The organism is Pseudomonas sp. ZL2 (genome assembly GCF_054788455.1).
The window spans coordinates 19,300-35,153 of record NZ_JBGOGX010000003.1 but is presented as its reverse complement, the minus strand read 5'-3'; the positions used below and the strand labels follow the sequence as shown (position 1 = coordinate 35,153).

Genomic DNA, 15,854 nt, shown 5'->3' with positions numbered 1-15,854 from the left:
GCGCAGGCCATCATAGGCGTTCGAACACCGAGGGCAGGATCGGCCGCAAGGGCAGGTCAAGCCCATGGATGCTCTCGCTATGCCCGATCAGCAGCAGGCCGCCCGGGCGCAGGCAGGCCAGCAGGCGATGAACCACGCGCTGCTTCTCATCCTGACTGAAATAGGCCAGCAGATTGCGCAGAAAAATCACATCGAACAGCCCCAGGTCACCAGCCAGAGGCTGGATCAGGTTGATCTGGCGAAACGTCAAGCGCTCCCGCAAGGACGCCGCCATGCGCATGCGCCCGGCCATCTCGCCGACGCCACACAGGCAGTAACGTTGCAACCAGCCTTCAGGAAAATAACGGGCCTGGGTAACCTCGTAGATGCCTTCGGCTGCCTGCTGTAGCAGGTTGGGGCTGACGTCGCTGGCCAGAACGCTCCAGTCATCGTTTGCGGCGTGTTCGCTGGCCACCATGGCCAAGCTGTAGGCTTCTTCGCCAGAGGCGCAGGCCGCGCTCCAGAGCCTTAGCGGCCGCGGTATGTCGCGCAGCCACTGGGCGAGGAATTCGAAATGGCGATGTTCGCGGAAGAAGTAGCTGTCGCGGGCGATCAACAGGTCTAGCACCCGCTGCTGTTCCTGCTGCTGATCAGGCTGTTCGATCAACTGCAGGTACTGCTCGAAGGCGCTCAGTTGCAGATGCCGCAGGCGCTTTCCCAGGCGCGCAGCCACGGCGGCCCGGCGGTCGGCGGCGAGGAACACGCCAGTGCGCTGGCTGACCAGGGTGCGAAAGCGCAGGAACTGGGCTTCGCTCAGCAACGGAGGGCGGCTGCTGGCAGGCATCTCACTCCCCTCGTGCAATGGGCAATCGGGCCGTCTTTGCGTGATAGATGCGCATTCCCTGCGTCCATTGGCTGATTGGGAACGGCCGATGATAGCTACTGGCTATATTCGCCAGAATCGGGGTTGCCCCTAGGTCGCGGGTGAGTAGCAAGGAGGAGGGAATGTAGAACCTGCCTGGAGTGGCCGGAGGATTGGCCTGCAGGGCTTGATCGGTAACGCGCGGGGTATTGTAGCGATCCCTGCCCGTGAGGGCAGGGTCTAGGAGTTTGGCTTAAGCCCGAAAGGGCTTAGCGATGACGCCAGTGCTTTTTGTGCTTGCGGTGGCCGTAGTGGTGGCCACGGTCGTAATAACGACGGTCGTCGTAGCCGCGGCGGTAGCGGCGGTCATCGCGGTCGTCTTCATCGGCCTTGTTGCCCATGTAGTTACCCAGTGCGCCACCGGCGCCACCACCTGCGGCCGCACCGATGTAGCTGCCAGTGGTACCGCCCATGCTGCGGCCGACCACGTTACCGCCGGCTGCGCCCAGGGCACCACCGATTGCGGCTTCACCACGCTGGCGCTTGTCGGCACCAACCGCACTGCCGGCCGCGCCGCCCAGGCCGGCACCGATTGCACCGCCAGTGCTGCCGCCGATGGATTGACCGACCACTGAGCCGAGTACCCCACCCAATGCGCCGCCAATACCGGCTTCGGTGGTGCCACCTGCCGAGGCAACGCCGCTGAGCAGGCCGAGAGACAACAACAGAATCGAGGAGTACTTCATCAAGAAAGCCTCATAGGGATGACGAGGCGATCCTGAGGCTGGAGAGGGGGGCTGGCAAACGAAATCCGACGAGTAACACGAGTTGTACACAATTTTCTAAGTTACTGTTTTCACTGTGAAACTTTATCGTTTTTCGCTTGTCTGAGTTTACTTGGAACGAGGCCCCGACAGTGATGTCAGGGCCTTTTTTGTGCCTGTCTGCCGCCGATTCTGTCAGAGGATCCGGGCGTTGTCGCTGGCAGGTTGCAGCTGGATCGCAACGAACTTCGAAGTTGGCGTGTGGCTGCCGTCGCCAACGCTTTCCAGTGGCACCAGCGGGTTCACTTCCGGGTAGTAGGCGGCCGCCTGGCCGGCCGGGATATCAAAGGCCAGCAGGGTGAAGCCCTTGACCCGCCGTTCGCGGCCATCACTCCACAACGAGACGATATCGGCCTTGTCACCGGGGTGGAAACCCAGGCGGAGGATGTCGGCTTCATTGGCGAACAGCACGTTGCGCTGGCCCTTGACCCCACGGTAGCGATCATCCAGGCCGTAGATGGTGGTGTTGTACTGATCGTGGGAGCGCATCGACTGCATGATCAGGTCCGGCACCTGGCCGCTGGCGCGCACGCGCTCGTGCAGCAGGTCGTCCGGCAGGGCATTGGCCTTGAAGTTGGCCCGGCCGCTGGCGGTTTTCCATTGACGTTGGCCGGCGCTATTGCCCAGGTAGAAGCCGCCTGGATGCTCCAGACGCTGGTTGAATTTGTCAAAGCCGGGGATGGTCTGGTCGATCAGGTCGCGGATCCGCGCGTAGTCGGCGATCAGCCAGTTCCAGTCCACCGGCTTGGCGCCGAGGGTGGCATTGGCAATCCCGGCGATTACCGCAGGCTCCGAGCGCATTTGCCGTGACAGCGGTTGCAGCTGGCCATTGGAGGCGTGGACCATGCTGAACGAATCTTCCACCGTCACTGCCTGCGGGCCTTCGCCCTGCAGGTCGATATCGGTGCGCCCCAGGCACGGCAGAATCAGCGCCTGCTTGCCATGCAGCAGGTGGCTGCGGTTGAGCTTGGTACTGATCTGCACGGTCAGCTCGCAGTTGCGCAGGGCCTGGGCGGTGCGTTCGGTGTCCGGCGTGGCCTGGGCGAAATTACCACCCAGGGCGATGAACACCTTGGCCTGGCCGTCGGCCATGGCACGGATCGCCTCGACCGTGTTGTGGCCATTGTGCCGTGGCACCTTGAAGCCGAAGCGGCGCTCCAGGGCGTCGAGCAGGGCCACCGGTGGCCGCTCGTTGATGCCCATGGTGCGGTCGCCCTGCACGTTGCTGTGGCCACGCACCGGGCACAGGCCGGCGCCGGGGACGCCGAGGTTGCCGCGCAGCAGCATCAGGTTGGCGATTTCCTGGATGGTCGCGACCGAATGGCGATGCTGGGTGATACCCATGGCCCAGCACATGATGACCTTTTTCGCCTTGCAGTACATGCGTGCGGCGTGCTCGATCTCGGCCAGGGTCAGGCCTGATTGCGCGGTGATCTGCTCCCATGAGGTGGCATCGACGGCTGCCAGGTAAGCCAGTACGTCCTGGGTATGCTGGTTGAGGAAGTCATGATCGAAGATCGCCGGGGCATTGCTGGCCTGGGCTTCACGCTCCCACTGCAAGAGGAACTTGGCCATGCCGCGCAGTACCGCCATGTCGCCACCCAGGGCCGGGCGGAAGTAGGCGGTGTTGGTCGGGCGGTCGCCGTTGGTGAGCATCTCCAGCGGGTGCTGCGGGTGCTGGAAACGTTCCAGGCCGCGCTCCTTGAGCGGGTTGACGCATACCACCTGGGCGCCGCGCTTGACCGCTTCACGCAGCGGCTCGAGCATGCGCGGATGGTTGGTGCCGGGGTTCTGGCCCCAGACGAAGATCGCGTCGGCATGCTCGAAGTCGTCGAAAGTTACCGTGCCCTTGCCAACCCCGACACTCTGCCCAAGGGCCACGCCACTGGCCTCGTGGCACATGTTCGAGCAGTCCGGAAAGTTGTTGGTGCCATAGGCACGCACGAACAGCTGGTACAGGTACGCCGCTTCATTGCTGGCCCGGCCGGAGGTGTAGAACTCGGCCTGGTCCGGGCTTTCGAGCTGGTGCAGGTGCTCGGCGATGAGGGCGAAGGCACCGTCCCAGTCGATCGGTTTGTAGCGGTCGGTATTGGCGTCGTAGACCATCGGCTCGGTCAGCCGGCCCTGGTATTCGAGCCAGTAGTCGCTCTGGGCCAGCAGCGATGTGACGCTGTGGCGGGCGAAGAACGCGGCATCCACCCGGCGCTTGGTCGCCTCCCAGTTCACCGCCTTGGCGCCGTTCTCGCAGAACTTGACCATGCCGCTTTCCGGCGAGTCGCCCCAGGCGCAGCCCGGACAGTCGAAACCGCCGTTCTGGTTGGTCTTGAGCAGTGCGCGGATGTTCTTCAGGGCGTTGTCGCTGCCGATCCAGGCCTGGGCCACGCTGCGCAGCGCGCCCCAGCCGCCAGCGGCACCGCTGTAGGGTTTGTAGCGAGGCACGGGCTTCTGATCGGCTTGGTGATGCAGGCTCACGTTCTGTTCTCCCGCACGGGGCTGAACACCCGTGGCGCGCTGTGTTTGGGCAGGTGAATAAGATTGAGGTTGTGCCGCCGCGCCCACTGCAGGGCCAGGCCGGTGGGTGAGGACAGGCTGACCAGGGTCTGGATGCCGGCGCGCAAAACCTTCTGGATCAGTTCCAGGCTGCAGCGGCTGGTAACGATAGCCAAGCCACCGTCGAGGCTGATGTGCTGGCGCACCAGGGCACCGATCAACTTGTCGAGGGCGTTGTGCCGGCCGATATCTTCACGGCCCAGCAGGATCTCGCCCTGATTGTTCATGAACAGCGCCGCATGCACCGCGCCGCAATGCTGGCCCAGGGGCTGGAAAGCATCCATGCGCTGGCGCAGGCCTTCAAGCCAGCGCGCTGGCGGCAGAGGCGCGCCCGGCAGCACGGCAAGGTCGGGCAGTGCCTGCTCCACCGCTTCTACACCGCACAGGCCACAGCCGCTGGTACCGGCCAGTTGCCGGCGCTGGGTCTTGAGGTTCCAGAAGGCGCGGTTGGTGATCTCGACGTCGGCATGCACGGCCGAACCCTTGCTGGTGAACTTGACGTCGTAGATCTCGTTGGCCGAGGCAATGATGCCGCTGCCGATGCTGAAACCGACGATAAAGTCTTCCAGGTCAGTGGGGCTGACCAGCATCACCGCCTGGCTGATGCCGTTATAGGCGATCGCCAGGGCGACTTCTTCGGCCAGTGCGGTGTGCGCCTGGCTGTCGTCGGTAAGGTGGCAGTAGTCGTAGGTGTTGCTGGCCGCGGGCGCAGTCACAAGCGGGGTGGACGCCGCACAGGCCGGGGGTTTAGTGCTCATCAGCAGAGGTACCGGCGGCTGTTCAGCTTTAAGCCTAGGCTTGCGCTCGGGTATCGTCTAATCGCTAATGCTGATGCTTTGATAGACGGCGTCGATCAAGCCTCGCCTTGCAGCGCTTGATATTCCGCCAGGCACACCTCGGCCAGGGCCGAGCGTGGCGCCGTGCGGCGCATGATCAGGCCCAGTGGCGCCAGGGTGCAGGCCTGTTCGATCGGTTGCAGGCGCAGCCGTTCGGTGAGCACTTCCAGGCCTGCCGCCAACGGCATGATGGCACAGCACAGCCCGCCGCTGACGGCCTGGGCCAACTGATGGACGGCATCGGTCTGCAGCAACAGCTGCGGTGTCAGGCCGCGGCTGTGGAAATTGTGGTCGATCGACTGGCGAAAATGCATGCCGGCGGTGAGCAGCCCCAGCGGCAGTTCGGTCAGCTGTTGCCAGCTTAGGGGCTGGGCCTCGAAGCGAAAATGATCTGGATCATATAAAAGCCCCATGCGCGTCTCGCCCAGCGGCAGCGACTGGAAGCGTTCATGGTCGAGACGATCGAGGTACGACACGCCCAGGTCCAGCTGGTTGCTGGTCAGCTGTTCGAGGATCTGCTCGGAGCTCAGGGCGCTGAGTTCGAAGCGCAGTTCCGGGTGCTGCTGGTGCATGCGCCGCAGCAGCGGCAGCGGATCGAAGCTCGACAGTGGCACCACGCCCAGGCGCAAGGTGCCGACCAGATGACCACGGCAGGCGGCCGCTTCGGCATTCAGGCCGTCGTAGGCGGCGATCACTGAGCGGGCCCAGGCCAGTACCCGTTCGCCCTGGGCGGTAAAACCCTCGAAGCGCTGGCCACGGTTGACCAAGGCCAGGTCCAGCTCCTGCTCCAGGTTGCGCAGGCGCATCGACAGGGTCGGCTGGGTGACGTGGCAGCGGGCGGCGGCCTGGCCGAAGTGGCGGGTTTCATCCAGGGCGATGAGGAATTTGAGTTGTTTGATGTCCATCGTCGCTCCACGGCGCAAAGCAGGCGAAGCATTCTAACCTGTCCTAGACTCCAGGCTCCGAGATTCATCACCAAGGAGAGCGGTATGAGCATTTTCAGTTTCGTCAAAGAAGCAGGCGAGAAACTTATCGACCTGTTGACCCCGGGTAATGCCAATGCCAGCGAGCAGTTGAAGGAGCATGTGGCGAAGGTCGGCCTGGGTAATCCGAACGTTCAGGCCACAGTCGAAGGCGACAAGGTGATCCTGACTGGCGAAGTCAGCAGCCAGGAAGAGAAAGAGAAGATCCTCCTGGCGGTCGGCAACATTGCCGGTGTTGCGTCGGTGGATGATCAGATCACTGTCACCGGTCCGGTTGTTGCTGCGGCCCGTTTTGTCGTGGTGAAGAAGGGCGACACCCTCAGCGCCATTTCGCTGGCCGTGTACGGCAATGCCAACCAGTACAACAAGATTTTCGAAGCCAACAAGCCGCTGCTCAGCCACCCGGACAAGATCTACCCGGGCCAGACCCTGCGCATCCCCGAGTAATCACAACCCTTCGAGCAACGCCCGGTAGTCCTCTACCGCGGCGAATTCTTCGGTATCCCGTGGCCCTTTGCGGCTGTCCGGCTGGCGCACCGCAAGCAGGTGCGTCACGCCGAAGTCGCGGGCGCTGCGCAGGATCGACAGGGTGTCGTCGATAAACAGGCTGCGTTGCGGGCTGAAGCCGATATCGGCCTGCAGGGCGCTCCAGAACTGCGGGTTCTCCTTGGGGTAGCCGTAGTCGTGGGAGCTGATCAGGCGCTCGAAATACGGCGCCAGCTCCACCCGTTCCAGCTTCAACGACAGCGAGTCGCGATGGGCGTTGGTGATCAGGATCACCCGCTTGCCGGCCTGTTTGATCGCTTGCAGGAAAGTGTCGGCATCCGGGCGCAAGGCAATCAGGTGGGCGGTTTCCAGCTTCAGCTCGCGCACCGAAAGGTTCAGCTCGCGGCTCCAGAAGTCCAGGCAGTACCAGTTCAGCGAACCTGCGTGCTGCTCGAACAGCGGCTGCAACTCGAGCTCGGCCATGGCCCGGCTGATGCCGTGCAGATCGGCGTAGCGCTGTGGCAGTTGCTCGAGCCAGAAATGGTTGTCGAAGTGCAGGTCGAGCAGGGTGCCGTCCATGTCCAGCAGGACGGTATCGATGGTGGACCAGGCTAAAACGGGCATATGAAATTCTCGAGCAGTCAGGAGGCAGCGGCCGGGCAAGCCACGGTATAGTAACCCGTTCACGCCAAGGAGCCGCCCCATGCGCCAGAAACCCACCGTCCTCTCTCGCGAGATCGTCGCCAGCAGCCGCCTGTTCCGCGTCGAAGCCGTGCAATTGCGCTTTGCCAACGGCGCCGAGCGCACCTACGAACGCCTGGTCGGGCGCGGCAACGGTTATGGCGCGGTGATGATCGTGGCGATGCTCGATGCCGAGCATGCGGTGCTGGTTGAAGAATACTGCGGCGGCACCGACGAGTATGAACTGTCGCTGCCCAAGGGCCTGATCGAGCCGGGTGAAGACGTGCTGGCGGCGGCTGACCGGGAACTCAAGGAAGAAGCAGGTTTCGGCGCCCGTCAGCTGGAGCACCTGACCGAGCTGTCGCTGTCGCCAGGCTACATGAGCCAGAAGATCCAGGTGGTACTGGCCAGCGACCTCTACGAGGAGCGCCTGGAAGGCGACGAACCGGAGCCGATGCGCGTGGACAAGATCAACCTGCGCGAGCTTTCGGCCCTGGCCCAGCATCCACAGTTCTCCGAAGGCCGGGCCTTGGCGGCGTTGTACCTGGTGCGAGACCTGCTGAGCCAGCGTGGGGTGTTCCCGCTATGAACAACATTGCCCTGATGCAGCAGGTGGTGGAACTGGCTCGCCAGGCGGGCAAGGCCATCCTGCCGTTCTGGCGCGCCGATGTGGCGGTGACGGCCAAGGCCGATGAGTCGCCGGTCACTGCCGCCGACCTGGCGGCCCATGAGGTGATTGCCGAAGGCTTGCGCGCGCTGGCCCCGGAGATCCCGGTGCTATCGGAAGAAGACTGCGATATCCCCCTGAGCGAACGGCAAGGCTGGCAGCGCTGGTGGTTGGTCGATCCGCTGGATGGCACCAAGGAATTTATCGCCGGCACTGAAGAATTTACCGTCAACATCGCCCTGGTCGAGCAGGGTCAGGTGGTGTTTGGCGTGGTGGCGATTCCCACCAATGGCCGCTGCTATTTCGGCGGCAAAAGCCTTGGTGCATGGCTCGCCGAAGCGGGTGGGGTGGCCAAGGCCATCAGCGTGCGCACTGCGCCTCCTGCAGGTGAGCGCTTTACTGTGGTCGCCAGCCGCCGACATTCCAGCCCGCAACAGGAAGCCTTGCTGGCCGGGCTGAGCCAGGCAGTGGGGGAGCTGGAACTGGCCAACATCGGTAGCTCGCTGAAGTTCTGCCTGCTGGCCGAGGGCGCGGCGGATTGTTACCCGCGCCTGGCACCCACTTCGCAGTGGGATACCGCTGCAGCCCAGGGCGTGCTGGAAGGCGCCGGCGGTGAAGTGCTCGGCCTTGATGGCCAGGCCTTCGTCTACCCGCCGCGCGAATCCTTGCTCAACCCGTTTTTCCTGGCCTTGCCGGCTGCCGCGCCATGGCGCGACAAGCTGTTGCAGCAAGCCTTAGCGGTGTAGCACGTACTGGCCGCTGAACTGCACGGCAGCCTCGCTGCTGCCGGCATTACTGACCTGGGTGTGCAGGTTCAGACGCGCTCGGCCACGGCGTTGATAGGTGGCAATGAAACGCTCCCAGACTTTCTCTTCCGGTGCCGCGCAGGTGGCGATGGCCGCGCCGGTGACCGGTAACGGATAGCTGATCTGGCCCTCCTGGATGACGATATGCCCGTCATCAATCCCCGCTTCACGCAACCTCAGGTGCAACCAGCCCCAACCGACCAGCACCGCAGCGCAGTACAGGCTGCCGCCGAACATGGTGCTCTTGTGGTTGACGTTGGCCTCCAGCGGTAATTGCAGGCGCAGGCAATGCTGCTGCCAGTCGAGTACCTGCAGGCCCATCTGCCGGGTCAGCGGGATGTCGCTGTGCAGTAACGATTCGAGGTAGTGGCTATCCGTGCTCATGAACGGTTGTCCTCCAGGTCATCGCTGTTGTGGTTGCTGTCGGCGAAGCTCAGGCCGTGTTTGCGCAGCTTGTCGTGCAGGGTTTTGCGCGGGATGCCGAGGGCTTCGGCCAGGCTGCGCAACGAGCTGTGCGAGCGCGCCAGTTCGGCGGCGATCAGCGAGCGTTCGAACTGCTCGACCTGTTCGCTGAGGTTACCGCTACCGATGCTTGCCACGGCCTCGTCGGCTGCGGGCGGTACATCACCGTCCAGGGCCAGTTCCAGGCCGAGGGCGAAGCGCTCGGCGGCGTTCTGCAGCTCGCGTACGTTGCCCGGCCATTCATGGCGTAGCAGCAGTGCCCGTTGCGCCGGTTGCAGCGGATGCATCGGCAGGCCATGGCGTTCGCTGGCGGCATCGGCGAAGTGCTGGAACAGTACGAGGATGTCTTCGCCGCGCTCGCGCAGCGGCGGGATGCGCAACGGCGCGACGTTCAGGCGGTAATACAGGTCGGCGCGAAAGCGCCCCTGGTCAGCGGCCTGGCGCAGGTCCTCCTTGGTCGCGGCGATGATGCGGATATCCAGCGGGATCAGCTGGTTGCCGCCCAGGCGCTCGACCACCCGCTCCTGCAGCAGGCGCAGCAGCTTGACCTGTACATCCAGGCTCATGCTTTCGATTTCATCGAGGAACAGTGTGCCGCCATTGGCGAATTCGAACTTGCCGATGCGGCGCTTCTGCGCACCGGTGAATGCGCCGGGTTCGTGGCCAAACAGCTCGCTTTCGACCACCGACTCGGCCAGGGCGCCGGCGTTGATCGCCACGAACGGGCCGTCACGACGGCTCGACAGGTCGTGCAGGGCGCGAGCCACCACCTCTTTGCCGGCACCGGTTTCGCCGAGGATCAGCACGTCAGCGCGGGTGCCGGCCAATGCGCCGATCTGCTCGCGCAGTCGCAGCATCGGTGCCGAGTGGCCGACCAGGCGCGTGCTCAGCTCCTGGCGATCGCTCAGGGCCAGGCGCAGGCTGCGGTTGTCCAGCACCAGGCGACGCAGGGCCAGGGCACGGCGCACACTGTCGAGCAGGGCATCGCTGGCGAAGGGCTTTTCCAGAAAATCATAGGCCCCGGCGCGCATCGCCTGCACCGCCAGGGGCACGTCACCATGGCCGGTGATCAGCAGCACCGGCAGTTCCGGGTCCTGGGCGTGCAACTGCTGCAGCAGCTCAAGACCGTCGATCCCGGGCATGCGGATATCGCTGACCACCACCCCGGGCCAGTCTCGCTCGATGCGCCCGGCCAGGCCCTGGGCATCGCTCAGGGGCAGGATTTTCAGGCCGGCGAGGTCGAGGGTCTGGCTCAGCGCCTGGCGCAGGTGCGGGTCGTCGTCGACCAGGATTACCTGCGTGCGGCTGTCGATGAGCGGCTCGGTCGTCATGCCGATGGGTCCTCTGAAGTGGGTAATGTGGCGCCGGGCTTGGCGATGCGCAGCTGCAGGGTGAGCAGGGCGCCGCCTTCAGGGTGGTTGCCCAGCAGCAGCTCGCCGCCCAGTGCACGCATCAAGGTATCGCAGATCGCCAGGCCCAGGCCAAGGCCCTGGGTGCGCGTCTTGGTGGTGAAGAACGGCTCGCGGGCGCGGGCCAGGGCCTGGCTGGTAAAGCCCGGCCCGTTGTCGCGTATGTACAGGTAGACGTTGCCATCACGCTGTTCGGCACTGAGCCAGAGTTTGCGTGGGTTGGCTTTTTCGGTCAGGGCGTCGAGGGCGTTGGCCAGCAGGTTGCCGAGCACCTGGCGCAGGCGGGTTTCACCGGCCTGGACCCACAAAGTGGCTTCCGGCAGGTCGCGCACCAGCTCCACGGCCATCGCCCGCCGGCGCTTGGCCAGTAGCGCCAGGGCATCGTCCAGTGCCGGCTGCAGGGCAACGCTCTCCGGGGCATGGCGGTCGCGGCGGGCGAAGGCGCGCAGGTGGGCGATGATCGACGCCATGCGCCCGGTCAGCTCGCTGATCAGCTTGAGGTTGCTGCGGGCATCGTCGGTGCGTTGGTGATCGAGCAGGATCTCGGCGTTCTCGGCATAGCTGCGGATCGCCGCCAGCGGCTGGTTGAGCTCGTGGCTGATGCTTGCCGACATGGTGCCTAACACCGACAGCTTGCCAGCCTGCACCAGTTCGTCCTGGGCGCGCACCAGTTCCTGCTGGGCCTGTTCGCGTTCCAGTACTTCGTTCTTCAGGCGGCTGTTGAGGCCTTCAAGGTCGGCGGTGCGCTCTATCACGCGTTTTTCCAGCTCCTGGCGGCCGTGGGCTTCAAAGTCGATGCGGTCCATGTAGTGGCGGCGCCGCTGCATGATCAAGCCGAGCAGCAGCATCACTACCAGCAAGGTAGCGCCACCGATCGCCACCACAGTACGCACCGAGCGGTCGATCAGGGTACGCGGGGCCAGAATGCTGACCTGCCAGCCGGTCTCCTCGATGGTCTGGGTCTGGGTCAGCCAGGCTTTGGGCTCAAGGTTCAACGGCTTGGGCGACTGGGTCGGGTAGGGCTGGATGGCGACGATGGCTTCGCGTTCGGCGTCGCTCAGGGGCCGGGTGGCGCGGAAACGCCAGTCGGGGCGCGAAGTGAGGATCACCACGCCGTTGTGGTCAGTCAGCAACAGTTGCTCGGGGGTCTTGCCCCAGAGGGTTTCGGTATGGTCGAGGTCGACCTTGACCACCAGCGCGCCAATAACCCGGTCGCGGTCACGCACGGCAGCGGCAAAGAAGTAGCCACGCTTGGCCGAGGTGGTGCCCTGGCCGAAGAAGCGCCCCAGGCGCCCGGCGATGGCTTCACTGAAGTAGGGACGGAAGGCGAAGTTGCGGCCAACGAAACTGTCGTGTTTATCCCAGTTGGAGGCGGCCAGGGTGTTGCCGTTGGCGTCCATCAGGTACATGACTTCGGCGCCGGTCTGGGTGGCGATGTCCTTGAGCAAGCGGTTGGCGTTGGTCAGGGTTTCCAGGCGCAGCGGGTCGGCCAGTACCGCGCGCAAGGCTGGCAGGTCGCCGAGGATCTGCGGCAGGGTTTCATAGCGGTGCAGGGTGCCGAGCAGGTTGGCCACATAGAGATCGAGGGTCTGGCGGTTCTGCCCGGCCAGCTCGTCCTGGTAGTAGCGCTCGGCGAGGTGTTGCAGTGGCCACAGCAATGGCGCCAGGCACACTGCAAGTATGGCCAGGCTGCGCCAGCGAGGGCGGCGGGGTACGGGTGGAGTTATGTTCATCGCAACTGCGCCAGAATGATCTGGCGCATTATGCGCTACTTCAGGCAGTCGATCAGCGCCTGCTGCCAATGCGGCTGGCTGACCTGCCACTGGCGTTGCAGGCGACTGCAATCGAGGCGCGAGTTCAACGGGCGGCGGGCCGGGGTCGGGTAGTCGCTGGAGGAGATTGGCAACAGCTCGGCACAAGGCAGGCCCCGGGCCTTGAGTTGCTCGGCAATGGCCTGGGCAAAGCCGAACCAGGAGGTTTCACCCTGGGCGGTCAGGTGATAGGTGCCCCAGGCACCGGCCTGGCCAGCCTGCCAGCGTTCGATCAGGGCACGGGTGCTCTGGGCGATGGTACCGGCCCAGGTCGGCGCGCCGATCTGGTCGGCAACGATGCGCAACTCTGGCTTTTCCTGCAGCAGGCGCTGCATGGTCAGCAGAAAGTTGCGCCCGTGGCGCGAATACACCCAACTGGTACGCAGGATCAGATGCTGGCCACCCACTGCAGTAATCGCCTGCTCGCCGGCCAGCTTGCTGCGCCCGTAGACGCCGAGTGGATTGGGCTCGTCGTCTTCGGTGTAGGGGCTGGACTTGCTGCCGTCGAACACGTAGTCGGTGGAGTAGTGGATCAGCGGGATCCCCAGCTTCGCGGCTTCCTCGGCAAAGACGCCGGGGGCCCGGGCATTGATCGCGAAGGCCAGCTCCGGCTCGCTTTCGGCCTGATCGACGGCGGTATGGGCCGCGGCGTTGATGATCAGGTCGGGCTTGAGCGACTGCACCCGCTCACGAATGCCTTCCGGCTTGGCGAGGTCGAGCTGGTCACGACCCAGCACATGCAGCTGGGCCAGATCGCCCAGGCGCTGTTGCAGCTCCAGGGAAACCTGGCCGTGCTGGCCGCTGATGAGGATGCGCGGGCGGTGCTGGATCACGGGAACAGATCCGCCTCATGCAGGAATTTGCCAACCTGGTCCTTGGCAGAAAGCGCGGGGGCGTTATCCAGCTGCCAGTTGATCGCCAGGTCCGGGTCGTTCCAGCGGATGCAGCGTTCGGCAGATGGAACGTAATAGTCGGTGGTCTTGTAGAGAAACTCGGCAAAATCGCTCAATACCACAAACCCATGGGCAAAGCCCTTGGGGATCCACAGTTGGCGATTGTTCTGAGCCGAAAGCCTGATACTTACCCAGCGACCGAAAGTCGGTGAGTGGCGGCGGATGTCCACTGCCACATCCAGCACTTCGCCGGCAGTTACCCGCACCAGCTTGTCCTGGGTGTGTTCAATCTGATAATGCAAACCGCGCAGTACACCTTTCTGCGAGCCGGAATGATTGTCCTGAACGAAATGGGCATTGATGCCCGTGGCTTCCTGAAACGAACGCTCGTTGAAACTCTCGAAGAAGAAGCCTCGTTCGTCACCGAACACTTTCGGCTCGATAACAAGAACATCAGGCAGCGTACTGGCGGTTACTTTCATTAATGTTTTCCTACGAGACCGAACAGGTACTGACCATAACCGGTCTTGCCGAACATCTTCCCTCGTTCAAGCAGGTGCGCTTGATCAATCCAGCCCTGCTGGTATGCGATTTCTTCAAGGCAAGCGACTTTCAGGCCCTGACGGTGCTCAATGGTCTGCACGTACTGCGATGCTTCCAGGAGGCTGTCGTGGGTGCCGGTGTCGAGCCAGGCGAAACCACGTCCGAGCAGTTGAACGTTGAGGTCGCCGCGGTTGAGATAGGCATTGTTGATGTCGGTGATTTCCAGCTCACCGCGTGGCGACGGCTTGACCGCCTTGGCGATCTTGACCACATCGTTGTCGTAGAAATACAGGCCCGTCACGGCGTAACTGGATTTGGGTTGCGTCGGCTTTTCCTCGATGGACAGGGCGCGGCCCTCGTCGTCGAACTCGACAACGCCGAAGCGCTCCGGATCCTTGACCCAGTAGCCGAACACGGTAGCGCCGCTACCCTGCTGGGTGGCCTTGCGCAGCTGGGGAGTGAAACCCTGGCCATGGAAAATGTTGTCGCCAAGGATAAGGCAAACAGAGTCGTTGCCAATAAATTCTTCACCAATCAGGAAGGCCTGTGCCAGGCCATCCGGAGAAGGCTGTTCGGCATAGCTGAGTTCGATACCGAACTGGCTGCCATCACCCAGCAGCTGCTGGTATTGCGGCAGATCCTGTGGTGTGGAGATCAGCAGGATTTCGCGAATACCGGCCAGCATCAGTACCGAGATCGGGTAGTAGATCATCGGTTTGTCGTAGATCGGCAACAGCTGTTTGGAAACACCCAGGGTGATAGGGTGCAGGCGGGTGCCGGAGCCACCTGCCAGGACGATACCTTTGGTCATGCAATCAGATCCTTGAATTCGCTGGCGCCCAGGCGCTGGCCTTGATAACTGCCGTCTTGTACCCGCTGGCACCATTGCAGGTTGTCCAGGTACCACTGAACGGTCTTGCGCAGGCCGGTCTCGAAGGTCTCTTCAGGAACCCAGCCCAGTTCACGCTCGATCTTGCTGGCATCGATCGCATAACGCTGGTCGTGCCCAGGGCGATCCTGCACGTAGGTGATCAGGTCGGCATAGTTGGCAATGCCGGCAGGACGTTGTGGCGCCAGCTCTTCGAGCAGTGCACAGATGCCGCGTACGACGTCGATGTTCTTCTGCTCGTTATGGCCGCCGATGTTGTAAGTCTCGCCGACCTTGCCTTCGGTTACGACTTTGAACAGGGCGCGGGCATGGTCTTCGACAAACAGCCAGTCACGCACTTGCAGCCCGTTGCCGTACACCGGCAGCGGCTTGCCTGCCAGGGCATTGAGGATCACCAGCGGAATGAGTTTTTCCGGGAAGTGGAACGGGCCGTAGTTGTTCGAGCAGTTGGTGATCAGTACCGGCAGGCCATAAGTACGCTGCCAGGCGCGGACCAGATGGTCGGACGCGGCCTTGCTCGCCGAGTACGGTGAGCTTGGGGCATACGGTGTAGTTTCGGTGAACAGGTCATCGACGCCATGCAGGTCGCCATACACTTCGTCGGTAGAAATGTGATGGAAACGAAACGCTGCACGCTCGTCGGCAGGCAGCGTCAGCCAGTAGGCGCGAGTAGCCTCCAGCAGGCTGTAGGTACCGACAATATTGGTGTGGATAAAATCGGAAGGGCCGTCGATCGAACGGTCGACATGCGACTCGGCTGCCAGGTGCATGATGGCATGCGGCTTGAAGCGCTCGAGTACAGCGCTGACAGTTGCCTGATCGGCAATGTCGGCCTGGACGAACTCGTAGCGGGTATTGGTCGCGATGCTGGTCAGCGATTCCAGGTTACCGGCATAGGTCAGCTTGTCCAGGTTGAGCACTTCGTGCTCGGTATTGTTGATCAGGTGACGCACCAGCGCCGAACCGATGAATCCGGCTCCGCCGGTGATGAGAATTCGCATGTCTGACTGCCTTTCTTCCATAACTGACATTGGGCATAAAGTGTATAGCTTGTGGCCGGGTGCAGGCAGGTGCAAGCGAAAAGCGCCGAAGCGCCCATTTATGCCTGGCTGGTTGGCCCTTCAAGCGGCTTGTCGGCAATTTTACCCGTTGTTCTTGCTTATCGGCAGGCAC

Annotated in this window: 16 protein-coding genes; 3 read left to right on the top strand and 13 right to left on the bottom strand. The window is 63.3% G+C overall.

The features are described from left to right. Nucleotides 1-10 precede the first annotated feature (10 nt). From ABM562_RS03820 to ABM562_RS03800, 5 genes are all read right to left on the bottom strand, one after another. Nucleotides 11-823, bottom strand: coding sequence for a CheR family methyltransferase (locus ABM562_RS03820; RefSeq protein ID WP_115084847.1), 813 nt, complete (start codon nt 821-823; stop codon nt 11-13). A 287-nt stretch (nt 824-1,110) separates the two neighbouring features. Further along, nucleotides 1,111-1,590, bottom strand: coding sequence for a glycine zipper domain-containing protein (locus ABM562_RS03815; RefSeq protein WP_176470452.1), 480 nt, complete (start codon nt 1,588-1,590; stop codon nt 1,111-1,113). Nucleotides 1,591-1,800: 210 nt separating this feature from the next. Further along, nucleotides 1,801-4,137 carry an FdhF/YdeP family oxidoreductase gene (locus ABM562_RS03810; protein WP_460420931.1) on the bottom strand — a complete coding sequence of 779 codons (2,337 nt, stop codon included), beginning with the start codon at nt 4,135-4,137 and terminating at the stop codon, nt 1,801-1,803. Beyond that, nucleotides 4,134-4,973, bottom strand: coding sequence for a formate dehydrogenase accessory sulfurtransferase FdhD (gene fdhD, locus ABM562_RS03805; protein ID WP_460420930.1), 840 nt, complete (start codon nt 4,971-4,973; stop codon nt 4,134-4,136). The genes ABM562_RS03810 and fdhD overlap by 4 nt, the downstream gene beginning before the upstream one ends. 95 nt (nt 4,974-5,068) lie before the next feature. Beyond that, complete coding sequence (locus tag ABM562_RS03800) at nt 5,069-5,956, bottom strand: LysR family transcriptional regulator (protein ID WP_134064858.1); 888 nt, start codon at nt 5,954-5,956, stop codon at nt 5,069-5,071. 84 nt (nt 5,957-6,040) lie between these two features. Here ABM562_RS03800 and lysM point away from each other — a divergent pair, with 84 nt between their 5' ends. Beyond that, nucleotides 6,041-6,481, top strand: coding sequence for a peptidoglycan-binding protein LysM (gene lysM / locus ABM562_RS03795; RefSeq protein WP_115084851.1), 441 nt, complete (start codon nt 6,041-6,043; stop codon nt 6,479-6,481). On the opposite strand, the gene yrfG is transcribed toward lysM, so the two are convergent. Further along, the gene (yrfG, locus tag ABM562_RS03790; RefSeq protein WP_115084852.1) at nt 6,482-7,144 is read right to left on the bottom strand and encodes a GMP/IMP nucleotidase; all 663 of its coding nucleotides are present in this window, start codon (nt 7,142-7,144) and stop codon (nt 6,482-6,484) included. 79 nt (nt 7,145-7,223) lie between these two features. On the opposite strand from yrfG, the gene nudE reads away from it, so the two are divergent. After that, complete coding sequence (gene nudE, locus ABM562_RS03785; RefSeq protein ID WP_115084853.1) at nt 7,224-7,790, top strand: ADP compounds hydrolase NudE; 567 nt, start codon at nt 7,224-7,226, stop codon at nt 7,788-7,790. Further along, nucleotides 7,787-8,614, top strand: a complete 828-nt coding sequence (cysQ, locus tag ABM562_RS03780; RefSeq protein ID WP_346617450.1) for a 3'(2'),5'-bisphosphate nucleotidase CysQ — start codon at nt 7,787-7,789, stop codon at nt 8,612-8,614. The genes nudE and cysQ overlap by 4 nt, the downstream gene beginning before the upstream one ends. Here the strand turns inward: cysQ and ABM562_RS03775 are convergent. From ABM562_RS03775 to rfbB, 7 genes are read right to left on the bottom strand one after another with little or no spacing between them, the layout of a single operon-like run. Next, nucleotides 8,603-9,058: a YiiD C-terminal domain-containing protein gene (locus ABM562_RS03775; RefSeq protein WP_115084855.1), complete on the bottom strand. Its 456-nt coding sequence runs from the start codon at nt 9,056-9,058 to the stop codon at nt 8,603-8,605. The two genes, cysQ and ABM562_RS03775, sit on opposite strands and share 12 nt — an antisense overlap. Then, nucleotides 9,055-10,467, bottom strand: coding sequence for a sigma-54-dependent transcriptional regulator (locus tag ABM562_RS03770; protein ID WP_115084856.1), 1,413 nt, complete (start codon nt 10,465-10,467; stop codon nt 9,055-9,057). The genes ABM562_RS03775 and ABM562_RS03770 overlap by 4 nt, the downstream gene beginning before the upstream one ends. Continuing rightward, nucleotides 10,464-12,278, bottom strand: a complete 1,815-nt coding sequence (locus ABM562_RS03765; protein ID WP_115084857.1) for a sensor histidine kinase — start codon at nt 12,276-12,278, stop codon at nt 10,464-10,466. Before ABM562_RS03765 ends, ABM562_RS03770 begins: the two co-directional genes overlap by 4 nt. Nucleotides 12,279-12,313: 35 nt before the next feature. Continuing rightward, the gene (gene rfbD, locus ABM562_RS03760) at nt 12,314-13,189 is read right to left on the bottom strand and encodes a dTDP-4-dehydrorhamnose reductase (protein WP_415842465.1); all 876 of its coding nucleotides are present in this window, start codon (nt 13,187-13,189) and stop codon (nt 12,314-12,316) included. Continuing rightward, nucleotides 13,186-13,731: a dTDP-4-dehydrorhamnose 3,5-epimerase gene (rfbC, locus tag ABM562_RS03755; RefSeq protein WP_460420926.1), complete on the bottom strand. Its 546-nt coding sequence runs from the start codon at nt 13,729-13,731 to the stop codon at nt 13,186-13,188. The genes rfbD and rfbC overlap by 4 nt, the downstream gene beginning before the upstream one ends. Continuing rightward, nucleotides 13,731-14,603 (bottom strand): glucose-1-phosphate thymidylyltransferase RfbA, encoded by an 873-nt coding sequence (gene rfbA / locus ABM562_RS03750; RefSeq protein WP_115084859.1) that lies wholly within the window; start codon nt 14,601-14,603, stop codon nt 13,731-13,733. Before rfbA ends, rfbC begins: the two co-directional genes overlap by 1 nt. Then, on the bottom strand, nt 14,600-15,682 hold the full coding sequence (rfbB, locus tag ABM562_RS03745) for a dTDP-glucose 4,6-dehydratase (RefSeq protein WP_115084860.1): 1,083 nt from the start codon (nt 15,680-15,682) through the stop codon (nt 14,600-14,602). The genes rfbA and rfbB overlap by 4 nt, the downstream gene beginning before the upstream one ends. Between the last annotated feature and the right edge of the window lie 172 nt (nt 15,683-15,854).

Excerpts from the sequence above, each read along its gene's own strand:
- ABM562_RS03820 (WP_115084847.1), bottom strand. The coding sequence starts at position 823 with ATGCCTGCCAGCAGCCGCCCTCCGTTGCTGAGCGAAGCCCAGTTCCTG.
- fdhD (WP_460420930.1), bottom strand. The coding sequence starts at position 4,973 with ATGAGCACTAAACCCCCGGCCTGTGCGGCGTCCACCCCGCTTGTGACT.
- ABM562_RS03800 (WP_134064858.1), bottom strand. The coding sequence starts at position 5,956 with ATGGACATCAAACAACTCAAATTCCTCATCGCCCTGGATGAAACCCGC.
- lysM (WP_115084851.1), top strand. The coding sequence starts at position 6,041 with ATGAGCATTTTCAGTTTCGTCAAAGAAGCAGGCGAGAAACTTATCGAC.
- yrfG (WP_115084852.1), bottom strand. The coding sequence starts at position 7,144 with ATGCCCGTTTTAGCCTGGTCCACCATCGATACCGTCCTGCTGGACATG.
- nudE (WP_115084853.1), top strand. The coding sequence starts at position 7,224 with ATGCGCCAGAAACCCACCGTCCTCTCTCGCGAGATCGTCGCCAGCAGC.
- cysQ (WP_346617450.1), top strand. The coding sequence starts at position 7,787 with ATGAACAACATTGCCCTGATGCAGCAGGTGGTGGAACTGGCTCGCCAG.
- ABM562_RS03775 (WP_115084855.1), bottom strand. The coding sequence starts at position 9,058 with ATGAGCACGGATAGCCACTACCTCGAATCGTTACTGCACAGCGACATC.
- ABM562_RS03770 (WP_115084856.1), bottom strand. The coding sequence starts at position 10,467 with ATGACGACCGAGCCGCTCATCGACAGCCGCACGCAGGTAATCCTGGTC.
- ABM562_RS03765 (WP_115084857.1), bottom strand. The coding sequence starts at position 12,278 with ATGAACATAACTCCACCCGTACCCCGCCGCCCTCGCTGGCGCAGCCTG.
- rfbC (WP_460420926.1), bottom strand. The coding sequence starts at position 13,731 with ATGAAAGTAACCGCCAGTACGCTGCCTGATGTTCTTGTTATCGAGCCG.
- rfbA (WP_115084859.1), bottom strand. The coding sequence starts at position 14,603 with ATGACCAAAGGTATCGTCCTGGCAGGTGGCTCCGGCACCCGCCTGCAC.
- rfbB (WP_115084860.1), bottom strand. The coding sequence starts at position 15,682 with ATGCGAATTCTCATCACCGGCGGAGCCGGATTCATCGGTTCGGCGCTG.